This window comes from Roseateles flavus (genome assembly GCF_039872765.1).
GTDB lineage: Bacteria > Pseudomonadota > Gammaproteobacteria > Burkholderiales > Burkholderiaceae_C > Roseateles_B > Roseateles_B flavus.
Genome location: NZ_JBDPZC010000001.1, coordinates 942,179 through 963,520, shown reverse-complemented (window position 1 = coordinate 963,520; position 21,342 = coordinate 942,179). Strand labels below are relative to the sequence as shown.

General features: G+C 69.6%; 16 protein-coding genes. 5 read left to right on the top strand and 11 right to left on the bottom strand.

Annotation, left to right across the window (positions count from 1 at the left end):
• Nucleotides 1–5 precede the first annotated feature (5 nt).
• From pyrR to ABDJ40_RS04275, 3 genes are read right to left on the bottom strand one after another with little or no spacing between them, the layout of a single operon-like run.
• Entirely contained in the window at nucleotides 6–515 is a 510-nt protein-coding gene (gene pyrR, locus ABDJ40_RS04285; RefSeq protein WP_269631674.1) for a bifunctional pyr operon transcriptional regulator/uracil phosphoribosyltransferase PyrR, read from the bottom strand.
• Nucleotides 512–979: a Holliday junction resolvase RuvX gene (ruvX, locus tag ABDJ40_RS04280; RefSeq protein ID WP_347606495.1), complete on the bottom strand. Its 468-nt coding sequence runs from the start codon at nucleotides 977–979 to the stop codon at nucleotides 512–514. The genes pyrR and ruvX overlap by 4 nt, the downstream gene beginning before the upstream one ends.
• On the bottom strand, nucleotides 976–1,554 hold the full coding sequence (locus tag ABDJ40_RS04275) for a YqgE/AlgH family protein (protein ID WP_347606492.1): 579 nt from the start codon (nucleotides 1,552–1,554) through the stop codon (nucleotides 976–978). Before ABDJ40_RS04275 ends, ruvX begins: the two co-directional genes overlap by 4 nt.
• Nucleotides 1,555–1,612: 58 nt before the next feature.
• Between ABDJ40_RS04275 and ABDJ40_RS04270 the strand changes: the two genes are divergently transcribed.
• Nucleotides 1,613–3,070, top strand: coding sequence for a cryptochrome/photolyase family protein (locus ABDJ40_RS04270; protein WP_347606489.1), 1,458 nt, complete (start codon nucleotides 1,613–1,615; stop codon nucleotides 3,068–3,070).
• 6 nt (nucleotides 3,071–3,076) lie between these two features.
• Here the strand turns inward: ABDJ40_RS04270 and ABDJ40_RS04265 are convergent, their stop codons facing one another.
• The 8 genes from ABDJ40_RS04265 to ABDJ40_RS04230 all read right to left on the bottom strand — a co-directional run bounded on the left by ABDJ40_RS04265 (nucleotide 3,077) and on the right by ABDJ40_RS04230 (nucleotide 16,526).
• Nucleotides 3,077–4,129, bottom strand: coding sequence for an alpha/beta hydrolase family protein (locus ABDJ40_RS04265; RefSeq protein WP_347606485.1), 1,053 nt, complete (start codon nucleotides 4,127–4,129; stop codon nucleotides 3,077–3,079).
• 262 nt (nucleotides 4,130–4,391) lie between these two features.
• Nucleotides 4,392–5,432 carry a GGDEF domain-containing protein gene (locus ABDJ40_RS04260; protein ID WP_347606482.1) on the bottom strand — a complete coding sequence of 347 codons (1,041 nt, stop codon included), beginning with the start codon at nucleotides 5,430–5,432 and terminating at the stop codon, nucleotides 4,392–4,394.
• Between the two features lie 74 nt (nucleotides 5,433–5,506).
• Nucleotides 5,507–12,466: an Hpt domain-containing protein gene (locus ABDJ40_RS04255; protein WP_347606479.1), complete on the bottom strand. Its 6,960-nt coding sequence runs from the start codon at nucleotides 12,464–12,466 to the stop codon at nucleotides 5,507–5,509.
• A gap of 50 nt (nucleotides 12,467–12,516) precedes the next feature.
• Complete coding sequence (locus tag ABDJ40_RS04250; protein WP_269631681.1) at nucleotides 12,517–14,856, bottom strand: methyl-accepting chemotaxis protein; 2,340 nt, start codon at nucleotides 14,854–14,856, stop codon at nucleotides 12,517–12,519.
• Between the two features lie 71 nt (nucleotides 14,857–14,927).
• Nucleotides 14,928–15,458, bottom strand: coding sequence for a chemotaxis protein CheW (locus ABDJ40_RS04245; protein ID WP_269631682.1), 531 nt, complete (start codon nucleotides 15,456–15,458; stop codon nucleotides 14,928–14,930).
• Nucleotides 15,459–15,464: 6 nt separating this feature from the next.
• Nucleotides 15,465–15,842, bottom strand: a complete 378-nt coding sequence (locus tag ABDJ40_RS04240) for a response regulator (protein ID WP_269631683.1) — start codon at nucleotides 15,840–15,842, stop codon at nucleotides 15,465–15,467.
• Nucleotides 15,843–15,901: 59 nt separating this feature from the next.
• Complete coding sequence (locus ABDJ40_RS04235) at nucleotides 15,902–16,276, bottom strand: response regulator (RefSeq protein WP_183105328.1); 375 nt, start codon at nucleotides 16,274–16,276, stop codon at nucleotides 15,902–15,904.
• Nucleotides 16,277–16,373: 97 nt separating this feature from the next.
• Nucleotides 16,374–16,526, bottom strand: a complete 153-nt coding sequence (locus ABDJ40_RS04230) for a rubredoxin (protein WP_183105391.1) — start codon at nucleotides 16,524–16,526, stop codon at nucleotides 16,374–16,376.
• A 275-nt stretch (nucleotides 16,527–16,801) separates the two neighbouring features.
• Between ABDJ40_RS04230 and thiD the strand changes: the two genes are divergently transcribed.
• The 4 genes from thiD to mpl are packed head-to-tail and all read left to right on the top strand — an operon-like array spanning nucleotide 16,802 to nucleotide 21,304.
• Complete coding sequence (gene thiD, locus ABDJ40_RS04225; RefSeq protein WP_269631684.1) at nucleotides 16,802–17,752, top strand: bifunctional hydroxymethylpyrimidine kinase/phosphomethylpyrimidine kinase; 951 nt, start codon at nucleotides 16,802–16,804, stop codon at nucleotides 17,750–17,752.
• Between the two features lie 20 nt (nucleotides 17,753–17,772).
• Nucleotides 17,773–19,059: a glutamate-1-semialdehyde 2,1-aminomutase gene (gene hemL, locus ABDJ40_RS04220; RefSeq protein WP_347606473.1), complete on the top strand. Its 1,287-nt coding sequence runs from the start codon at nucleotides 17,773–17,775 to the stop codon at nucleotides 19,057–19,059.
• Nucleotides 19,060–19,074: 15 nt separating this feature from the next.
• Nucleotides 19,075–19,749, top strand: a complete 675-nt coding sequence (locus tag ABDJ40_RS04215) for an HAD family hydrolase (RefSeq protein WP_347606470.1) — start codon at nucleotides 19,075–19,077, stop codon at nucleotides 19,747–19,749.
• A gap of 16 nt (nucleotides 19,750–19,765) precedes the next feature.
• On the top strand, nucleotides 19,766–21,304 hold the full coding sequence (mpl, locus tag ABDJ40_RS04210; protein ID WP_347606467.1) for a UDP-N-acetylmuramate:L-alanyl-gamma-D-glutamyl-meso-diaminopimelate ligase: 1,539 nt from the start codon (nucleotides 19,766–19,768) through the stop codon (nucleotides 21,302–21,304).
• The last annotated feature ends 38 nt before the right edge of the window (nucleotides 21,305–21,342 follow it).

The window sequence follows — 21,342 nt, the reverse complement described above, 5'->3', positions numbered from 1 at the left end:
GGGGCTCAGGCTCCTTTGACATCAAAGCTGAAGCGGCCGCCTTCGTCCTTGGCCAGGCGCAGGCGCTGGGCAGGGGCGAGGTTGACGCGGGCCGCCGAGAAGACCGGCTCGATGGGGAGCTCGCGGCCGCCGCGGTCCACCAGCACGGCCAGCTGCACGCTGGCGGGGCGGCCGAAGTCGAAGAGCTCGTTGATCACGGCGCGCACGGTGCGGCCGGTGTAGAGCACGTCATCGACCAGCACGATGTGGCGGCCGTTGACCTCGAAGGGCAGGCGGGTGTGGTCGCTGCTGGCACTCATGCCCTTGGAGCCGAAGTCGTCGCGGTGCAGGGAGCTGGAGATCACGCCGTGCGCATCCAGGGCCAGGTCCGCGGCCAGGCGCTCGACCAGCCAGGCCCCGCCGGACCAGATGCCCACCAGGGCGATCCCGCCTTGTGGGCGGGTGGCCAGCAGCCGCTGCACGCCCTGGCGCAGGTCGGCGTACAGGGCCTCGGCATCGAGGAGTAAGGTGCTCATGAATGCTCTCGGAAGTACTGTTCAAGAATGAGGGCGGCCGAGGTGGAGTCCACATCGCGGGCGCCCAGGCTCTCGGCCTCGACGCTGGTGTAGCGCTCGTCCACCTCGTAGACGTGCAGGCGGAAGCGGCTCTTGAGCTGGCGACCGAAACGGCGCGCGGCCACGGTCATCTCATGCTCGGCGCCATCGGGGTGACGGGGCACGCCGATGACCAGGGCGTCGGGCTGCCATTCCTTGAGCAGCCGGGCGATGGCCTCGAAGCGGGCCTCGCCGCTGACGGTGATGGCGCGCAGGGGTTCGGCCTGCTTGAGCATCACATGGCCCTTGGCGACGCCGATGCGGCGGGTGCCGAAGTCAAAGGCCAGCAGGGAGGCCGGCGGGGAAAGTTCGGAAAAAGCGGCAGTGGAGGCGCTGGGCGCGGGGGCGGCGTTCGAGGAGGAGGAGGAGGAGCGGTCGGCGCTCATGCGTGCCCCGCCTCCGTGCTCAGCATGCGCGGGTCGATGCCCAGCAGGCCCAGGGCCCGCTCGTAGCGCTGCTCGACGGGGGTCTCGAAGATGATCTCCGGCGTGGCGTCCACGGTGAGCCAGCCGTTGCGGCCGATCTCTTCCTCCAGCTGGCCGGCGGCCCAGCCGCTGTAGCCCAGGGTCACGAGGAGCTTGCGCGGGCCGGCGCCGTGGCTAAGGGCCTCCAGCACGTCGCGGCTGGTGGTCATCTCCAGGCCGCCGGGGATGGCCAGGGTGGCGTTGTAGTGGCCGCCCTGCTCGTCCAGGCGCTCGTGCAGCACGAAGCCGCGCTCGGTCTGCACCGGGCCGCCGTAGAACACGGGGCGGCCGGCCAGGTCTTCATCGGGCAGGGCCAGCTCGACCTTCTCGAAGAGATGGCCCACGGTCAGGGAGATGGGCTTGTTGATCACCAGGCCCAGCGCGCCCTTCTCGTTGTGCTCGCACATGTAGACCACGGAGCCCGCGAAGGCATCGTCGGCCATGCCGGGCATGGCGATGAGGAACTGGTTGGTCAGGTCGATGCGGTCCTTGGACATGGGGGCATTTTAAGGGCTGGCTGTTCGGCCGCCTTCCGATCGCGGACACTCCGGGCCCATGCGACACGACAAATCCCTGGTCTGGTTCCGTCGCGACCTGCGCGCCGAGGACCACGCCGCCCTCTACCACGCCCTGAAGAACAGCCGCCAGGTGGTCTGCGTCTTCGTGCTGGACACCGAGATCCTGGACGCCCTGCCCCGCCGCGACCGCCGCGTGGCCTTCATCCTGCAGTCCCTGGAAGCCCTGGACCATGCGCTGGCCGCCCTGCAGCCGGGCGCCGGGCTGGTGGTGCGCCATGGCATCGCACGCGACGAGATCCCGCGCCTGGCCGCCGAGCTGGGGGTGGACGCCGTCTACTGCAACCATGACGACGAGCCCGCCGCCCTGGCCCGTGACGCCCAGGTCAGCCAGGCCCTGGCCCGGCAGCGCCGAGCGTTCCTGAGCTTCAAGGACCACGTCGTCTTCGAGCGCAGCGAGGTGCTGACCGGCCAGGGCAAACCTTATGGCGTGTTCACGCCCTACAAGAACGCCTGGCTGCGCCAGCTCACGCCCTTCTTCCTCTCCAGCTATCCGGTCAGCCGCTACGCCGCAGCCTTGGCGCCCTGCCCGGCGCGCGGCGTTCCCAGCCTGGCCAGCATCGGCTTCGAGCCCCTGGAGCTGCCGCCCCTGCTCAGCGGCGGCAGCGCGCGCGCCGAATCCCTGTTCCAGGACTTCCTGGGCCGCATGGACCGCTACGACCGGCAGCGCGACTTCCCCGCCGTCAAGGGCCCCAGCTACCTCAGCGTGCACCTGCGCTTCGGCACGGTCTCCATCCGCCGCCTGGCCCGCGAGGCCTGGACACGGGCGCAGGCGGGCGATGCGGGCGCGGGCGTGTGGCTCTCCGAGCTGATCTGGCGGGACTTCTACCACCAGGTGCTGCACCACCATCCCCAGGTCGTGACGCAGGCCTTCCGACCCGAGTACGACCGCATCGAATGGGCCAGCGGCCCGGAGGCCGAGGCGCACTTCGTGGCCTGGTGCGAAGGCCGGACGGGCTACCCGCTGGTCGACGCCGCCATGCGCCAGCTCAACGAGACGGGCTACATGCACAACCGCCTGCGCATGGTCACGGCCAGCTTCCTCGTGAAGGATCTGGGCATCGACTGGCGCCGCGGCGAGGCCTACTTCGCCCGGCAGCTGCTGGACTTCGACCTTGCGGCCAACAACGGCGGCTGGCAGTGGGCGGCCTCCAGCGGCTGCGATGCCCAGCCCTACTTCCGCATCTTCAACCCGGTCAGCCAGAGCGAAAAGTTCGACCCCGAGGCCCGCTTCATCGAACGCTATGTGCCCGAGCTGGCCGCCCTGCCCCCGGCGCTGCGCCATGCCCCATGGGAGGCGCCGCCCCTGGCCCTGCAGGCCGCGGGCGTGGTGCTCGGGCGCGACTACCCGGCGCCCGTGGTGCGCCATGACGAAGCCCGGGCCACGACCCTCGCGCGCTACGCCGTGGTCAAGTCGCGCGCGCTGCCGGAGGCCTGAGCGGGTTCAGGGCAGCGAGGACGGCTGGAAGCGGTTCAGCAGCGCGGCATGGCGCTGCGGCCAGGCCTGCAGCTCACGGGCGTCCCCCTCCAGCACCTCGCGCACGAAGGCCAGGGTCAGCTCGCGCGTGGCCGCCTTGACCCGCGGGTTGAGCTCGACGCCGCCCGTGCCGCTGCGGTCAGTGAAGATGCTGTGCGAGCCCCCCTTGAAGACGGCCAGGGCCTTGGACGGCCCGCCGGTGGCCTCGAAGACCTGCAGGCGGTCACTGGCTGGCGAGTAGTAGCCGGGGATGCGGATGACGTCCTCGGTGGCCGTGACATGCAGCGTGGGAATGCGCACGCCGGCCAGGATGCGCTGCGGGTCGGGCTCGCCATAGAAGGGCGGCGCCGAGATCACGATGGCGGCGCGCAGCCGCGGCTCCGCCAGGTCCAGCACCTGGCCCTGGCGCTGCACCTGGGCGCCGGCCAGCAGCAAGGTGGTGTTGGCGCCGTAGGAATGACCGGCCGCGATGATGGCGTCCCGGCGGATCTGCGCTCCATGGGAGCCGGCCAGGACCTGGTTCAGCGCGAAGCGGACGTCCCGCACCCGGTTCTGCGCCTCGGCTTCCTGTGCCGCGCCCTGCAGGCGCCCGACCAGCTGCAGCGGGTTGCCCGACCACAGGCTGCGGTCCGAGCCCACATGCTGCACATGCAGGGCGGCGATGCCCTGCGAGGCCCAGAAGGCGCCCAGATAGCTGTAGCCCCGGCGCGAGCCGCCGATGCCGTGCGAGAAGACCACCAGCGGGACGGGCGTTCCCGCCGAGGCGGACTCCGGCCAGTAGAGCCGCACGGGCACGGCGCGGCCGCGGCTGGCGTCCGTCCAGTCGAAGTCCAGGGTCTGGACACCCGGCAGCACGGCGGCATCCGCCCGCCCCAGGCCCACCGCCGAAGCGCCGGCGGCCTGCGCCTCGGCCGCCGCCGGATGGCGTGATTCCGGATGCCAGGCCTGCGCGCCCCAGGCGCCCAGCAGGGCCGCCACGACCGACACACCGACCAGCAGCCGCCGAATTCCCGGTTTCAATGCCCGCACGCTCATGCTCCAACTCCCTGCCGCGGCGGCCCAGACACCGGCCACCCATCGGTCCGCCAGCTTGACAGCGGGCGCGCCGCAGCGCCGAAGGTCATGGGGCTTGAAGCGGCTCGCGGCGTGGAATCAGGCCGAGTTCAGGCGGCATCCAGGGCCTGCAGGCGAGCTTGGGGGGGACGTCAGCCCGCCTCGAGGAGGCCGGCCGCAAAGGATGTCGCACAAAGGCCGGGAAGGCCCGGGAGGCCCTCCCGCAGGCTCAGAACAGCTCGATGTCGCTGTGCTGTTCCTGTTCCTTCATCTCGCCCACGCGGACCAGCTCCGCATGGCTGTGGACCTGGTTGCGGCCGTGGGACTTGGCGTGATAGACGGCCTTGTCGGCCCGCTCGAAGGCGCTGGCGGGGGTGTCGCCCCCACGGACCTCGGTGAAGCCGACGCTGACGGTGATGTGACCGATCTGCGGGAAGCTGTAGGCCTCGGTGTTGTGGCGCAGGCGCTCGAAGGCGTGGGCGGCATCGGGCTCGTCGGCACAGCGCATCAGCACCACGAACTCCTCGCCGCCGAAGCGATAGAGCAGGTCATTGAAACGGAAGCTGTTGCGCATGAGGCGAGACAGCAGCAGCAGGACTTCGTCGCCGATCAGGTGACCAAATCGGTCGTTGACCTGCTTGAAGTGGTCGATGTCGATGACGCCCAGCCACCAGTGCGGATGGGCGGGCTCATGGCGACGGCCATCCTCGGCCTGCACGCTGCTGGGACTTAGGGGCAGCTCGCTGACAGCCTTCAGGAAGCTCTCGTCGAAGGTCTTGCGGTTGAGCAGGCCGGTGAGGGTGTCGCGCTCGCTGTAGTCCAGCAGGCCTTGGAAGTTGTGATAGATGCGCAGGATGCTGCCCACCGTGCGCTGCTCCGACGGCGTCAGCAGCTCCAGGGAGCGCACCTCCAGCACGCCGATGACCTCGCGGTCGGTCTGCAGCGGGAAGAGCGTCTCGTGGTGGCCGTCGTCCAGCTCGCTCTGCAGGATGGTGCGGCTGTCCAGGCACAGATGGCGCTGCGGGAAGGCCTCCAGCAGAGGCAGGCGGCCGGGCTCGGTCCAGAGGGAATCGGCGGTGGCCACGGCGTCGTCGGCGGCCAGGCGGGCCCGCGTCAGCCAGCGCTGCTGACCGGGCTCGCCGACACAGCGGTAGATGGCCACGGAGACCGGCTCCAGCAGGTCGCGCAGGGCCGAGACCAGGGTGACGTCCATGACGTCCCGGTCCCGGAACCCGGTCAACTCTGCCAGATGCTCAACGACTTCGGACATGACGGCCTGTCAGGACGCTCCGGGCCCGGAGGCCTTCAGGAAACGAGGAACTTGAGGTCAAGGGCAGCCTGGTATCAGGCGGCCGCATTTTCCTCGGCAGTGTAGCGAGCAATGAGGCTCAGCAGCAGATCCTCGTCATAGGGCTTGCCCAGATAGTCGTCGACTCCCAATTCGTGCGCATAGTCACGATGCTTCTGCGCAATCCGCGAGGTGATCATGATCACCGGCAAGGCCTTGAGGCGCGGATCGGCGCGAAGATTGCGGACCAGGTCGAAGCCGTCCATGCGCGGCATCTCGATGTCGGAGAGCACCACGCCGGGCAGTTCGTCCGCGGCCAGCTGCTCCATGGCATCCAGGCCGTCCTTGGCCAGCTTGACGCGATAGCCTTCGCGCTCCAGCAGGCGCTGGGTGACGCGGCGCACAGTCAGGGAGTCGTCGACCACCAGCACCAGCGGCGGCAGCTTCTCCTCGACCACCACCGAGGCCTGGGCCGCCAGGGCGGCAGCATCCGCGCGGACCAGGGCCTGCGCATGCTCGCCGTAGACGTTGGCCAAGGCCACCGGGTTGTAGATCAGGGCCACGTCGCCCGAGGCCAGCAGGCTGATGCCGGCCAGACCCGGCACGTGGATCAGCTGCGGGCCGAGGTTCTTGACCACGACTTCCTGGTTGCCGATCACTTCGTCCACGTGCAGCGCGACGCGCTGGTGGGCGCTGCGCACCAGCACCACCGAGGCGGTGCGGCCATGGATGTGCCCGCGCTCGCCGGCCTGCAGCAGGCCGCCCAGCCAGTACATGGGCACGGTCATCTCGCCCAGGCGCAGTTCGCCGTCTTCATAGCCCTTCTCGACCTGGGGCGGCGGCAGGCGCAGCACGGAGTCGATGAGGTTGGCCGGCACGGCCACGATCAGCTCGCCGCAACGCAGCTGCACGACCTGGGTCAGCGCGGTGGTCAGGGGCACGCGCAGCGCAAAGCTGGTGCCCATGCCTTCGCGGCTCTGGGTCTCGACATAGCCGCCCAGGGTGTTGACCTCGGATCGGACCACGTCCATGCCCACGCCACGGCCGGCCAGCTCGGTGACCTCGTGGGCGGTCGAGAAGCCGGGGGCGAAGATCAGGCCCATCAGCTGCTCGTCGGTGAGCTGGGCGTCCGGCTTGATCAGGCCCTGGCTCACGCCACGCTCGCGGATGCGGGGCAGGTTGAGGCCAGCGCCGTCGTCGGTGAAGCGCAGCACGACCTCGTTGCCTTCCTGGGCCAGCATCACATGGATGTGGCCGACGGCGGGCTTGCCTGCGGCTTCGCGCTTCTCGGGCGACTCGATGCCGTGGATCACGCTGTTGCGCAGCAGATGCTCGAAGGCGCCGATCAGGCGCTCCAGCACGGAACGGTCCAGTTCCACATGGCCGCCGGAGATCTCCAGCTGCACCTGCTTGCCCACCTCGCGGGAAGCCTGGCGCACCACGCGGTGCATACGCTCCGCGAGGGACTCGAACTCCACCATCCGGGTGCGCAGCAGGTCGTCCTGCAGCTCGCGGGTCAGTCGCGACTGGCCGGCCAGTTCATCTTCACCCAGCTGCACATTGCGCAGCAGGCTTCGCTGCACCGTGGCCACGTCGTTCACCGACTCGGCCATCATGCGGGTCAGTTCCTGGAAGCGGGTGTAGCGGTCGAATTCCAGCGGGTCGAAGTCACGGCCCAGCTGCTTGGCCACCTCGCGGCTGGAGCCCATCTGGGCTTCGGCCTGCACTTCCAGCTCGCGGAGCTGGGCGCGCAGACGCTCCAGGTTGTCCTCCAGGTCGACCAGGGCAGTCTTCATCGCACCGAGTTCGCCTTCCAGGCGGGCGCGGCGGATCGAGACTTCACCGGCCTGCGTGGCCATGCGCTCCAGCACCGGGCCGCGCACGCGCACCACGGACTGGGCCTGGGACAGCATGGCGCTGTCGGATTCCAGTTCCTTGCCGGCGGCGAACTGCGCCCATTCGATGGGCTTGCTGACCACCGGCGCGGGGGCCGGCGCTGCCACCACCGGCGGCAGCTCGCCAAAGGCGGAGAGCAGCTCCTCGGACAGGGGCTCGACCGCGGGCAGCGCTTCGGCGGCGGCCTCGGGCAGCAGAGTGTCAGCGGCGGGAACCAGCTCGCTCGGGAGGGCGGGCTCGGCCAGTTCCGGCGCCAGGGCGTCGACGGCCAGGGCATCGGCCGGCGCCTGGTCTGGGCTTTCGGCGGGGGCCAGGCTGTCGAGGCGATCGGTGACGGTCTCGGCAAGCGGAACCTCGACCGCTTCGACCGCTTCTACGGCCTCGCTGGGGCGCAGCGCCTCGGGCATGGGCACCGGGGGAACAGGCGCCGCGGGCACGGCCGGAGCAGCGGCCATCACGGGAACGGAAGCGGGAGCGGGCGCCGGCATCGGGGCCGCGCCGCCGCCCTTGAGGCGTTCACGCAGGCGCTCGAAGGCGGCTTCCAGCCCGTCGGCATCGTCCTGCAGGGCCATCACGCTGCCGCCATCGAGGCCGGCATCGGCGAGCACGCGTTCGATGGACGATTCCAGCTGGTGGGCCAGCTCGCCCAGCTGCATGGCACCGGCCAGCCGCGCACCGCCCTTGAAGGTGTGCAGATGACGCATGCAGGCCGCGGCGCGGCTGGGGTCGCCCGGGGCGGCCTGCCATTCGCGCATGGCGGCATGCAGGCTGCGCAGCAGGTCGTCGGCCTCTTCCTCGAAGATGGGGAAGAGCTCGTCGTCGATGTGATCGACCTCGCCCACCGGGAATTCCTCGGCGGCAGGCGCGGCGGCCAGCGCGGGAGCCGGGGCCGCGGGCAGCTCGGCGGGCAGCTCATCCAGGGCCGGCAGCGCCTCGGCCGACAGCTCGGCCGCATCGGCCTGCAGCTCCTCGGTCGAGACCATGGCGGCGAGCTGGTCGTAGTCGCTGTCCGTGGCGTCGGCCAGCGGATCGCGGCGGTCCAGGGGCTCGTAGGCCTGCAGGGCCTCGATCAGGCCCGGCTCCACCGGCTTCAGGAAACCGGCGGCGAACTGGTGCAGCAGGCGGCGGATGTCCTCGGCGGCGCGCACAAAGGTCTCGGCGTCCGTCTCGGTGTAGCGGCCAGCCAGGGCGGCGCGCTCCAGCGCATGTTCCAGGGCACGGGCCAGGTCCGAGAGCTCCTCGTAGCCGACCGTGGCCGCATTGCCGGCCAGCTTGTGGGCCAGGGCTTCGCAGGCGGCCGGCACGGTGTCGCTCAGCTGCAGCGACCACTCCGACAACTCGGTGCCCAGGCGGCGCGACAGCTCGTCCGCCTCGTTCAGGAAGATGTTGAACAGGCTGATGCTGATGCGCAACGGACCAATGACCTTGACGCTTTCGTCGTCGCTCTGCGCGTCACCGGCCTCCTCGGCCGCGAGATCCTCGGCGGCCAGGGACTGGCCCTGGTCGCTGACCAAAGTGAGCTGAGGCGTGGCCGGCAGCTCCTCGGGAATTTCCAGAGGCAGTTCGACCGGCAGCTCAGGTGGCAGCTCAGGTGGCAACTCGACCGGCACCTCAAGCGGCGAGGCCTCCGGCACTTCCGGCGCGGCCAGCGCCACCGCCTCGCCCGCATCGAGCAGGGCGGGCATTTCCAGCACTTCGATGTCGGGCGTGGGCAGGGCGGCGTCCTCGGCCGCCTGCAGGGGCTCGGCAGCCAACTCGGTGGCCTCGGCAAGGGGCAGCTCGAAGGCCGGCAGGGCTTCGTCGCTGAAGGCCTGCGGCTCGGCCACCGGCAAAGCCAGCGTGGGCGTTTCGTCGGGGCTGAGGGTCTGCAGCTCGGGCTCGGGCAGGGCCACTTCGCCCAGGTCTTCCATCAGCACCAGGTCCAGCGAGGGCTCGACCGCGGCGGCCGGCTCCAGGGTGTCCAGCGGCACTTCCAGATCCAGATGCAGCAGGGGCTCGTCCAGGCCGGTGGCCGAGGGCAGGTCCTCGGTACCCAGGCGCAGGGTGCTGTCGACCTCGTCTTCAGGCGCGGCGTCCGTGCTGAACTCGGCGGCGGGCAGATCCAGGTTCAGGGCCAGGGGCTCCAGGACTTCCGGGGGCGTGGGCAGGGCCGCCTCGAGCGGCATGGGCTCGGTGGCCAGGGGCTCGGGTTCGGCGGGGCCGGAGGCGTCCGGCAGGGCTGCATCCAGCGACAGCTCGGGCACGGCACCTGGCAGGGCCTCCTCGCTGAGCACCGGCATCTCGATGACCTCGCCCAGCTCGGGCAGCGCATCCAGCGACAGGGCCTCGCCCAGCTCGGGCAGCTCCATCGGCACTTCCATCGCATCGGGCAGCTCCAGCGGCTCGGACGCGGGCAGGTCCAGGGACAGCGCGGGCGCAGCTTCCAGCGGCGCAGCCATCTCCAGCGGCGCTTCGGCAGCCGGCTCGAGGGCATCCAGCGACAGCTCCGGCAGCAGCTCGGGCTCCGGCACCAGCTCGGCGTTGACCTCGGTCACCTCGAAGGCCGTCGGCAGCTCGGCGGGCACCACCAGCTCGAGCTCGGCAGCCTCGGCACTGGCGCTGCTGATCGGCAGGAACTCGCCGCGCAGGCGCAGGGAATCGGCACTCAGGCGCAGCGGCGCTGCGCTATGGCGGCCGAAGCGCTGGTCGGCGATGTCGGACACCCAGGCGTCGAAATAGTCCAGGGCCTGGTGCGTGAACTCCAGCAGCGCGCGATCGGCACCGGCCTGCTCGGACAGGCGGGCGTTGTAGAGCTGCTCGCAGGCCCAGCCGGCTTCGCCGAACTCGTTCAGCCCGACCATGCGCGAGCTGCCCTTGAGCGTATGGAAGGCACGGCGCACCGTGGTCATGTGCTCGAGGTTCTGGCTCTGCTCGCCCAGGGCCTGCAGGGCCTCGCGGGCGGTCTGGCAGACTTCCTCGGCCTCGGCCAGGAAGATCTCCAGCATTTCCTGGTCCAGGGCGGCCGGGTCTTCGGGAATGGGGGCGCTCACCGGCGGCAGCTCGGGCACGACAGGCGTGCGGGCAGCCACCAGCTCGTTGAGGGACTGCGCCGCCTGGGCGCGGGCCTCCACGGCCTCAGCCGCACTCGCGGGCGCCTCGGCACCGCCGGTGGCCTCAGGGCGGGCGGCGTCCAGCATCTGCTTGGCGGACTGCGCGGCTTCGGCCACGGAGACCTCGTCGGCAGCGCGGGCCTGCAGGGCGATGCGCTCCAGGCTGCGGGCGAGGTCCTCGGCCGGGATCTCGCCGGCCGCGACGGCCGCGGCGGCGGCCTGGACCTGGCTCAGCAGGTCGGCGGAATTCGGCACCGAGACCGGCGCTGCCTTCTGGCGACGGACCTCGGAGTTCAGGCTGCCCGTAGCCTCGTCGAAATGGAACATGCGCTTGGCCAGCTGCGGCTGGACGCTGAGCATGTCGATGAGGAAGCCCAGGGCGCCCAGATTGTTGGCCAGGCGATCGAAGATCTCCTGTGGGCCCGGCAGGGTGGGATCGACCTCGGTGTTGGCGAGGGAGTCGATCTCGTCACGCATGCGCACGCAGGCCAGCGCGGCCTGGTCCATGCCCAGCACGCTCAGCACGCCACGCATGCTCTGCAGCTGGTTGGGCACGGGGATCAGCACCTCGCGCTTGGCCGGGTCGCGGAAGTATTCGTCGATCTGGCGCTCGATCTCGGTCAGGCTGGCGCGCAGCTCATGGACCACGCTGCCCAGGGTCTGCCGATCGGAGACCCGGCGGTAGAGGTCCTCCATCCAGGCCTCGAGCTCTTCGGGCGCCTCGCCACGGGCCACCGCGGAAATGCGGCGGGCCAGCACGCGCACGCGCTCGGCCTGCTCGGGCTGATCGAAGGCGGCGTCTTCCAGCGCAGCTTCGATGTAGAGGATGGCGGTGGCCACTTCCATGGCCAGATGCGGTGCCGGCGGCTGGTTCGAGCGCAGGGTGGCCACGACGGCCCGCTGCAGCACCTCGCCCAGCACGGCGCCTTCGGGGAAGAGCTGGGCCAGGGATTCGGACAGCGCCGTGAACTGCTCGCTGAGGCTGCCCAGGCGGTGCGATTCACCCTCGGCGGCCGCGGACCAGCCCTCCTTGGCGGCATGCACGCGGCGCTTGGCCTGCGCCACCCAGTTCGGGTCGATGCGACCGAGACTCTGGTCCTCGTAGTCGCCCGAGGCCGCGGACTCCAGGTGATAGGCCGCACGCACCGCGTGCAGGCGCGGTGCCTGGCTGGACTGTGCGGGGTTGCGCGCCTGTGCGCAGAAGAAGAGCAGATCCTGACCCAGACGGTCGGACACGCTCACCTCGCCGCCGCTGCCGGCGCGCAGCTGGGACAGCAGGCGCGAGCCCAGGCGCTTGGCGTAGTTGTCGGTCTGCAGCAGGCCCTGAGCCTGGGCCTCGAACTGGGCCGAGGCCAGGCGCCACAAGGTGCGGGACTGGAGGTCGGGGGCGGAAGCGCCCAGACCGGCGCAGAGCTCGCTGAGCAGGCGCGCATGGCTGGGCGCCGGCGCGCGCATCTGCTTGAGCAGGGCGGATTCGAAGACGTTGCGGACGGCATCCGGGCGCAGCCCGGAGACCGGCGGGAAGGTCGAGACCTCGCGCCAGGTCCATTCGTGGTGCCACAGGTCGGCCGGGTGCACACGCTCGGCCTGCGCCAGCTCGGAAAGCTCGCGGTAGGCCGGGAACAGCGCCAGGGTGGACACGGCATTGCCGGCCAGCATGCGGGTGATCAGCGAGAGCAGCGCAAAGTGCGCGCGCTCGAAGGCCTCCACGGCATGGTTGTCCAGGTTCTGGGGGCTGCTGGCCAGATGACGCAGCGCACGCTCGCTGGCACCCAGCAGCTTGGCACCGGCCGGCAGACCAACCACGGACACCACACCCACCAGCTGGTGCAGCTGGGCGGCCGTGGCCTCGATCAGCTGGTGCGGGCCCTGAGGCTCGCCACCCAGCATCAGGGTGCTGCGGCTTTCGTTGTCACGCAGCACACGACGCAGGGTCTTGTGCACGGACTCCAGGGAGCGGCGCAATTCCTCCTGCACCCAGGCCAGGGGGCTGAGGTCCGCGGGGAACTCCGAATCGCGCGGGAAATCCATGCCGGGTCTTGCCTTCTAGATCTGTTGTTTTGCTGAGGGCTGCAGGGCGATCACTCGACCTTGAATCGCGACACCGACTGCTTCAGGGCCTCGGCGGAACGCGACAGCTCGTGCACCATCTGGGCGGTGGAGCGCGTGCCCTCACCCGTCTGCTCGGTCACGGCAAAGATGTGCTGGATGTTGGAAGCCACGTCGTTGGCAGAGCGGGCTTCGTTCACGGCGGATTCGGAAATGCGGCCGATCAGCTCGTCCAGGCGGCGGGACACCTCGTTGATCTCCTCCAGCGCGTGGCCGGCGGCATCGGACAGCTTGGTACCCTGCACCACCCCCAGCGTGGAGCGCTCCATGGCGGCCACGGCATCCTGGGTGTCGGTCTGAATGGTCTTCACCAGGGCGGCAATCCGGCGGGTTGCATCGCCGGAGCGTTCTGCCAGGCGCTGCACTTCTTCCGCCACCACCGAGAAGCCACGGCCCGCTTCACCGGCCGACGCGGCCTGGATGGCGGCGTTCAGTGCCAGCACGTTGGTCTGCTCGGTAATGTCCGAGATCAGCTCGGTAATTTCGCCAATCTCCTGCGAGGACTCGCCCAGTCGCTTGATGCGCTTGGAGGTTTCCTGGATGTGCTCGCGGATCTGGTTCATACCGCCGATGTTGTTCTCCATGGCCTGCTTGCCCTGCTCGGCCGCTTCACGCGACTGGCGGGCCACCTCGGCGGTCGTCTGGGCCTGGGCGGACACCTGGTTGATGCGCTCGGCCATCTGCAGCACGGCCTCGCCGGTGGCGCGGATCTCGTGCAGCTGTTCGGTCGAGGCGGCCAGCAGCTCGGTAGAGGTCTGGTCGACCTGGCCGGTGGTTTCCGTCACCCGCGCGGCCGTGGACTGCACCTGGGTCACCAGGTTGCGCAGCTCTTCCACGGTGTAGTTCACCGAGTCGGCGATGGCGCCCGTGATGTCTTCCGTCACCGTGGCCTGTTGGGTCAAGTCACCTTCAGCGACCGACTGCAGTTCGTTCATCAGTCGCAGAATGGCGGCCTGGTTGGCGTCGTTGACGCGCTTGGCCTCCTGCTCCTGCTGCTCTGCCAGCTTGCGCTGCTCTTCGGCCATCTCGGTACGGTGGGCCTGTTCAGCCACATACAGGCGCAGGAAGCCCACGGCGCCGGCCACCAGGGCCACCAGGGAGCCGACCATCAGCAGCAGCAGCAGCGGGTTCGTGCCGCCCGAGGCCTCCAGCTGCTGACCGGCCTGGTCCAGGCCCTTTCGCAGCGGTTCGCTGTCAGCCAGGATGGCGGCCTGAGCCTCACGGGCCGAGGCCAGGCCCGGCATGTTGCTCAGAATGGCGGAGGCCTGTCCACGGGTCTCCTCGAACTGCTTGAGCAGCGCGGCGAGGCGCTCGCGCATCTGCGCGTTGCCCACGGCCTTGAGACCCAGCTCCGAGTTGCCCTTGAGCAGGGCCTCGTTGATCTCGCGGAAGGTGTTCAGATCCTTGCCCAGCAGGAACACGGCCTCGGCGTTCACGCCTTCCTGCGTCAGGAATTCGTTGGCGCTCTTGCCGATGCGCTGGGTCAGCATGACCATCTGGCCCACGGCGGCGATTTCCACCGCCGAGCTGTTCTGCTGCAGGGCCAGGGAGGACACGGCCTCGGCGCTTTCCAGCAGGTCGGAGGACTGGCGGTTAATCGTGCGCAGAGCGGCGCCGACCTGCGTCAGGATCTTTTCCTGGCCCAGCACCAGCTTGGCGTTCTTCTCGGCCGCGGCGATCTTGGGAGCCAGGTTCTCCAGGGTCTGCAGGGCATCGCCCGAGGCCTTGGCCAGCTCACCCTCGCCGGTGCGCAGATTGTTGGCGATGCCGCTCAGCACCGAGGAGCTCTCGCGCAGTTCGGCGAAGGCCTGGGTGTTGCCCATGGTGGCGGTCGACACGGCCTTCGCGAGACGCTGCGACTGCATCATGGCCTGACCGGAGGCCCGCACCTGGGCGGCGGTCCGGCTGCTGTTCCAGATGTTGAGGCCCACGGTGGCCGCGGTGCCGACCAGGCCCACCGCCACCAGCGCCGTCAGGGTGCGCTGGCGCCTGACGCGGTCCGCAGCGGCGGCGGCGGCCACGGCCGTCAGTGCGGCGGCGGGGTCGGCAGCCTGCGTGTTGCCGAAGGTGGTGGTCTGGCCGAAGGTGGTGCTGCTCGCGCCCTCGGCGTACTCATGGGCCGGCGCGGCCTGCTCGGCCGTCGGCATGGCCTCGGAAATGATGGACACATCGGCCGGATGCGCATCGACCTGGACGGTCTCGGCACCCTCCTGGGAGGAAGGCTGTGCCTCGTGGTTGGCGTCGTGGAGCCCTTCGGGTGCGTGCTCACCCTCTTGCTTGCCCATGCTCTTGATCTTGTCCAGGAAGCTCATCTGACCCTCTGACGTCTGTTGGATAGCGTGAAAGACGCGCGGCCGTCTCGCGTTCGGCCGGCGCTGCAGGTTTAGGCGACGATGCGCAGGAATTGTTCGTGCTTGGCCAAGGCTTCGAGATCGAGCACCTGCCAGCTGCGGCCTTGCTCATCCTTCAGGCGCGCACCGGCGAAGCGGGGCCGCGCGCCCGTCTCGACCGCATCGGGATCGGGACTCAGCTGCTCATCCGAACGCAGGCCCAGCAGGCGGTCCACCAGCAGGGCGCAGTTGATGTTCAGATCGGAATTGATCGCCACGAAGCGGGACTGGCTGGCGTCCAGGCGGGTCCCGGGCTCGCGGGCCCCGAGGAAGGCGGCCAGGTCCACCACGGTGTGCAAGCCGCCGCGCAGATTGGCCACGCCCAGCATCCAGGGCTGGGCATAGGGCACGGTCTTGAGCGGCACGGGCGAGAAGATCTCGGCCGCCTGCTTCAGCGAGAACAGCATGGCATGCCCAGCCACCTCGACGGCGAGCCAGCTGGCGCTGCGGGTCTGTTCCCGCGCCGCCTGCATCCGCTGCGCCAGGCGCTGCTGCAGTTCACGCAGGGCTTGCTTGTTGGCCATGGTGTATCAGCCCTTGGCGCCTTCCAGCGCCTTGATCTTGGCGATCAGCTCATCGGACTTGACGGGCTTGACCACATAGTCGGATGCGCCCTGGCGCATGCCCCAGACCTTGTCGGTTTCCTGGTTCTTGCTGGTGCACATGATCACCGGCACGTGGGCGAAGCGGGGGTCGCGGGTGATGGCCCGGGTCAGCTGGAAGCCGTTCTGGCCGGGCATGACGACGTCCATCAGGATCAGGTCCGGCACTTCCTCGCCCAGGCGCTTCATCGCTTCCTCGCCGTTCTCGGCGGTGCGCACAGCGTAGCCGCGCTTGGTCAACAGCTCGCTCAGGTGGTGGAGTTCGGTCTTGGAATCGTCGACCAGCAGAATTTTTTGGATAGTCATGGAAGCTCCTTGCTGGATCAGGGGGGTGTCGCAGCAGCGTGTGGGGTCGGCCCGCCAGCTCAGGGCTGCGAACGATGCTGTTGCACCGCCTGCAGCAGTTGGTCCTTGGTGAAGGGTTTGGTCAGGTAGTCCTGCGAGCCCACCATGCGACCGCGCGCCTTGTCGAACAGGCCGTCCTTGGAGGACAGCATGATCACCGGCACATGGGCGAACTGCGGATTGCGCTTGATGATGGCGCAAGTCTGATAGCCGTCAAGCCGCGGCATCAAGATATCGCAGAACACCAGGTCGGGCTGATAGTCGCTGAGCTTGGACAGGGCGTCGAAGCCGTCCTCTGCCAGCACGACCTCGTGACCGCCCTGCTTGAGAAAGATCTCGGCACTGCGACGGATGGTGTTGCTGTCGTCAATGACGAGCACCTTGGTCGCGGCCATCTTGCCTTCTTGCGCTTTCCCGTCCAACCCAGCTACTCCTTCAGCGGTGGGGAACACGCTTGCAGCGTGCCTTGGTCTTGTGTGTCTTGTCAGCCCGTCAGATGCGGACCATTTCGAAATCTTCCTTGCGAGCACCGCACTCGGGACAGGTCCAGTTCATGTCCACGTCGGCCCAGGCAGTGCCAGGGGCAATGCCATGCTCGGGGTCACCAGCGGCTTCGTCGTACATCCAGCCGCAGATCAGGCACATCCAGGTACTTGCTTCGCTCACGATACAGTTCTTTGCTCACTACAATGCGACGAAAGATTGTAGCCACGCCCCTCAGACGTTCTCGCGGAGCATATAGGCACAGATGCAACAGGAAACTCGGGGCTTATCCCCACTTAGATGGGCGAGCCCAGAGAATTCCGAGCACTATTACCCACACTGCTGCCCATGCCGCCCGCCGGACCGTGCCGGAGTACGGTCCAGATCGCGGTCCACAGCACGGTTCACCACAGGCTCAGCCTGGCCCACGCTCCACCATGAACAGCCCTGACACCCCCCTCCCCCCGGACGCCAGCGCGGCTGAAGAAGAAGCCCAGGCCCCGGCCTGCGTGATGAGCTTCAATGCCAGCGAACCCACCGGTGCCACCGGCATCGCCGGCGACATCGCCACCATCGCCGCCATGGGCGCCCATGCCCTGCCCGTCGTCACCGCCATCGTGCTGCGGGACACCGCCGAGATCTTCGAGCACCAGACCCTGGACAGCGACCTGCTCGTCGAGCAGGCCCGCTCGGTGCTGGAGGACGTCCCCGTCGCCGCCTGGAAGGTCGGCTTCCTGGGCAGCGCCGAGGGCGTCAGCGCCGTCGCCGAGGTGCTGTCCGACTACCCCGACGTACCGCTGGTGTCCTACATGCCCGCCATCAGCTGGCTGGACGAGGAACAGCAGCAGAGCTACTGGGACAGCTTCCGCGAGCTGATCCTGCCCCAGACCCAGATCCTGGTGGGCAACCACAAGACCCTCACCGATTTCCTGCTGCCCGACTGGGACGCAAGCCGCCCGGCCTCGCCGCGCGAGCTGGCCGTGGCCGCCGCCGAGCATGGCGCCCAGCATGTGCTGGTGACCGGCATCGCCCTGCCCAACCAGTTCGTCGACAACGTGCTGGCCAGCCCGCAGGGCCCTATCACCGGCGAGAAGTTCGAGCGCTTCGAGGTCAGCTTCATCGGTGCCGGCGAGACGCTGTCGGCCTCGCTGGCCGCCCTGCTCTCCGTTGGCGCCGAGATCCATGCCGCCGTCGGCGAGGCCCTGGCCTTCCTGGACCAGAGCCTGGACGCCGGCTTCCGCCCCGGCATGGGCAATGTGGTCCCGGACCGCTTCTTCTGGGCCCTGCCGCCCGGCGAGGAAGGTGAAGCCGGTGCCCCCGCCGAGCACGAGCACGGCCACGACCTGATGATGGACGAACCCGCCAAGGGCCCGCGCCGCATCCACTGACCCCTCTTCGACCCGATTCCATGAGCCAGAACCAGACCCTGTTCGAGCGCGCCCAGCGCGTGATCCCGGGGGGCGTGAACTCGCCCGTCCGCGCCTTCCGCGCCGTCGGCGGCACGCCCCGCTTCATCACCCGCGGCAGCGGCGCCTACATCTTCGATGCTGATGCAAATCGTTACATTGATTACATCGGCTCCTGGGGCCCGATGATTCTGGGTCACGGCCATCCGGCCGTGCTGGAGGCGGTGCAGAAGGCCGCACTGGATGGCTTCTCCTTCGGCGCGCCCACCGAGCGCGAGATCGAGCTGGCCGAGGAAATCCTCAAGCTGGTGCCCTCCATGGAGCAGGTCCGCCTGGTGAGTTCGGGCACCGAGGCCACCATGAGCGCCATCCGCCTGGCCCGCGGCGCCACCGGCCGTAGCAAGTTCATCAAGTTCGAGGGCTGCTACCACGGCCACACCGACAGCCTGCTGGTCAAGGCCGGCTCGGGCCTGGCCACCTTCGGCAATCCCACCAGCGCCGGCGTGCCGGCCGAGGTCGCCCAGCACACCGTCGTGCTGGAGTACAACAACCTCGCCCAGCTGGAAGAGGCCTTCTCGCTCTATGGCCACGAGCTGGCCTGCGTGATCATCGAGCCCATCGCCGGCAACATGAACTTCGTGCGCGCCGCCCTGCCCTTCGTCAAGCGCCTGCGCGAGCTGTGCACCCAGCACGGCGCCCTGCTGGTCTTCGACGAAGTCATGACCGGCTTCCGCGTGGGTCTGCACAGCGCCCAGGGCCATTACGCCAGCCTGTTGCCGGGCTTCAAGCCGGACATCAGCACCTTCGGCAAGGTCATCGGTGGCGGCATGCCCCTGGCGGCCTTCGGCGCCAGCCGCGACATCATGAAGCACCTCGCTCCGCTGGGCGGCGTCTACCAGGCCGGCACGCTGTCGGGCAACCCGGTGGCCACCGCCTGCGGCCTGGCCACGCTGCGCGAGATCCAGAAGCCCGGCTTCTTCGACCGCCTGGGCGCTCGCACCCGCCAGCTGGTCGACGGGCTCAAGGCCGTGGCTGCCGAGAACGGCGTGCCCTTCAGCGCGGACTGCCAGGGCGGCATGTTCGGCTTCTTCCTGCTGCCCGAACTGCCGCAGAACTACAAGACCGTCATGACCACCGACGGCGCCCGCTTCAACGCCTTCTTCCACGGCATGCTGGACCGCGGCGTCTACCTGGCCCCGGCCCTGTACGAAGCCGGATTCGTCTCGGCCGAGCACACCGAGGCCGACATCGCCGCCACCCTGGAAGCGGCGCGCCAGGCCCTGCGCTGACATCCGGCTGAAGCCATGAGCAATGCCTCCCGCCGCTACCGCGCGGCGGTCTTCGACATGGACGGGCTGCTGCTCGACTCCGAGCGCCCCATCCAGGACGCCTGGCTGCAGCTGTCGGCCGAGGCCGGCGTCGCGTTGACGCCAGCCGACTACCGCCTGACCGTGGGCCGCAATCGCGCCGACTGCCTGGCCTTGCTGAGCGGCTGGTTCGGCTCGACCGAGGCGGCCGAGCGCATGTATGAGGCCGTCGACGCCGAGGTCGCACGGCGCTTCGCCGGCCGCGGCTTCGCCCTCAAGCCCGGTGTCCTGCCCCTGCTGCAGGCCCTGCGCGAGCGCGGCATCCCCTGTGCCGTCGCCTCCTCCACCCGCCACGCCAAGGTGCTGGACCGCCTGGGGGCGGCCGGCATCGTGGCGCACTTCGACCCCATCCACGGCGGCGACCAGGTCGCGCGCGGCAAGCCGCATCCGGACCTCTTCGAGCTGGCCGCGCGCAGCCTGGCTCGTGCGCCGAGCGACTGCCTGGTCTTCGAGGACTCCAGCTACGGCGCCCAGGGCGCGCTGGCGGCCGGCATGGGCGTGGTCCTGGTGCCCGACCTCAAGGAACCCGACCCGGACATCGCCCCGCGATGCCTCATCCTCCCCAGCCTGGAGCAGGCCCCGGCCCACGTGCCGGCCTGGTTCGGCGACTGATCATCTGCAGCACACCATGCACATCCACATCCTCGGCATCTGCGGCACCTTCATGGGCGGCCTGGCGGCCCTGGCCCGCGAGGCCGGCCACCGCGTCACGGGCTGCGATGCCAATGTCTACCCGCCCATGTCCACGCAGCTGGAGGCCCTGGGCATCGAGCTGATCGAGGGTTTCGGCGCCGAGCAGCTGGCCCTGAAGCCCGACCTCTTCGTGATCGGCAACGTGGTCACCCGCTCCAGCGAGGGCCGCTTCCCGCTGATGGAAGCCATCATGGACGCCGGCCTGCCCTACACCAGCGGCCCGCAATGGCTGGCCGAGCACGTGCTGCAGGGTCGCCACGTGCTGGCCGTGGCCGGCACGCACGGCAAGACCACCACCACCTCCATGCTGGCCTGGATCCTGGAGCATGCCGGACTGAACCCCGGCTTCCTGGTGGGCGGCGTGCCGCAGAACTTCGGAGTCTCGGCCAGGCTGGGTGCAGTGGCATCGCGAACCCCGAGCGCCGCCGGGCCGTCCCAAGGCGCGAGCGCCCCCTCGGGGGGCAGCGCAGCGCCCGCAGGGCCAAGCGTGGGGGTACACCTGTCGGCCGGGCCGTCCCAAGGCGCGAGCGCCCCCTCGGGGGGCAGCGCAGCGCCCGCAGGGCCAAGCGTGGGGGCCCCATTCGTCATTGAGGCAGACGAATACGACACCGCCTTCTTCGACAAGCGCAGCAAGTTCGTCCACTACCGCCCGCGCACCGCCGTGCTGAACAACCTCGAGTTCGACCACGCGGACATCTTCCCGGACCTGGCCGCCATCGAGACCCAGTTCCACCACCTCGTGCGCACCGTGCCGCCCACCGGCCGTCTGGTCGTCAATGCCCGCGAGGAAGCCCTGCAGCGCGTGCTGCAGCGCGGCTGCTGGAGCGAGGTGCAGCGCTTCGGCGCCCGCAAGGAAGAGCCCGGCACCCTGCGCGCCCGCGGCGAGCCCTCGGCCTTCGACGTGCTGCGTGGCGCGCTCAAGGTCGCCCGCGTGGAATGGGACCTGGCCGGCGAGCACAACCAGCTCAACGCCCTGGCCGCCATGGCTGCGGCCGAGCACCTGGGCGTGACGCCGGAGCAGTCCGCCGCGGCCCTGGCCGTCTTCAGGAACGTGCGCCGCCGCCTGGAGCTGCGCGGCGAGGCCGGCGGCGTCAAGGTCTACGACGACTTCGCCCACCACCCCACTGCCATCCGCACCACCGTCAATGGCCTGCGCCGCCGCATCGCGCCGGCAGAGCGCATCCTCGCCGTCTTCGAGCCGCGCTCCAACACCATGAAGCTGGGCACGATGAAGGCCCAGCTGCCCTGGGCGCTGGAGGAAGTGGACCTGGCCTTCTGCAACCAGGCCGGCCTCGGCTGGGACGCGGCCGAGGCCCTGCTGCCCATGGGCGCTCAGGCCCAGGTGCACGAGGGCGTCGACGCCCTGGTGGCGGCCATCGTGAAGGCCGCCCGCCCGGGCGACCACGTGCTGTGCATGAGCAATGGCGGCTTCGGCGGCATCCACGAGAAGCTGCTGGCGGCGCTGGCGCGCTGAGACGCCGACGCTGGCGCTGAGACAGGCAAGACCTGCCC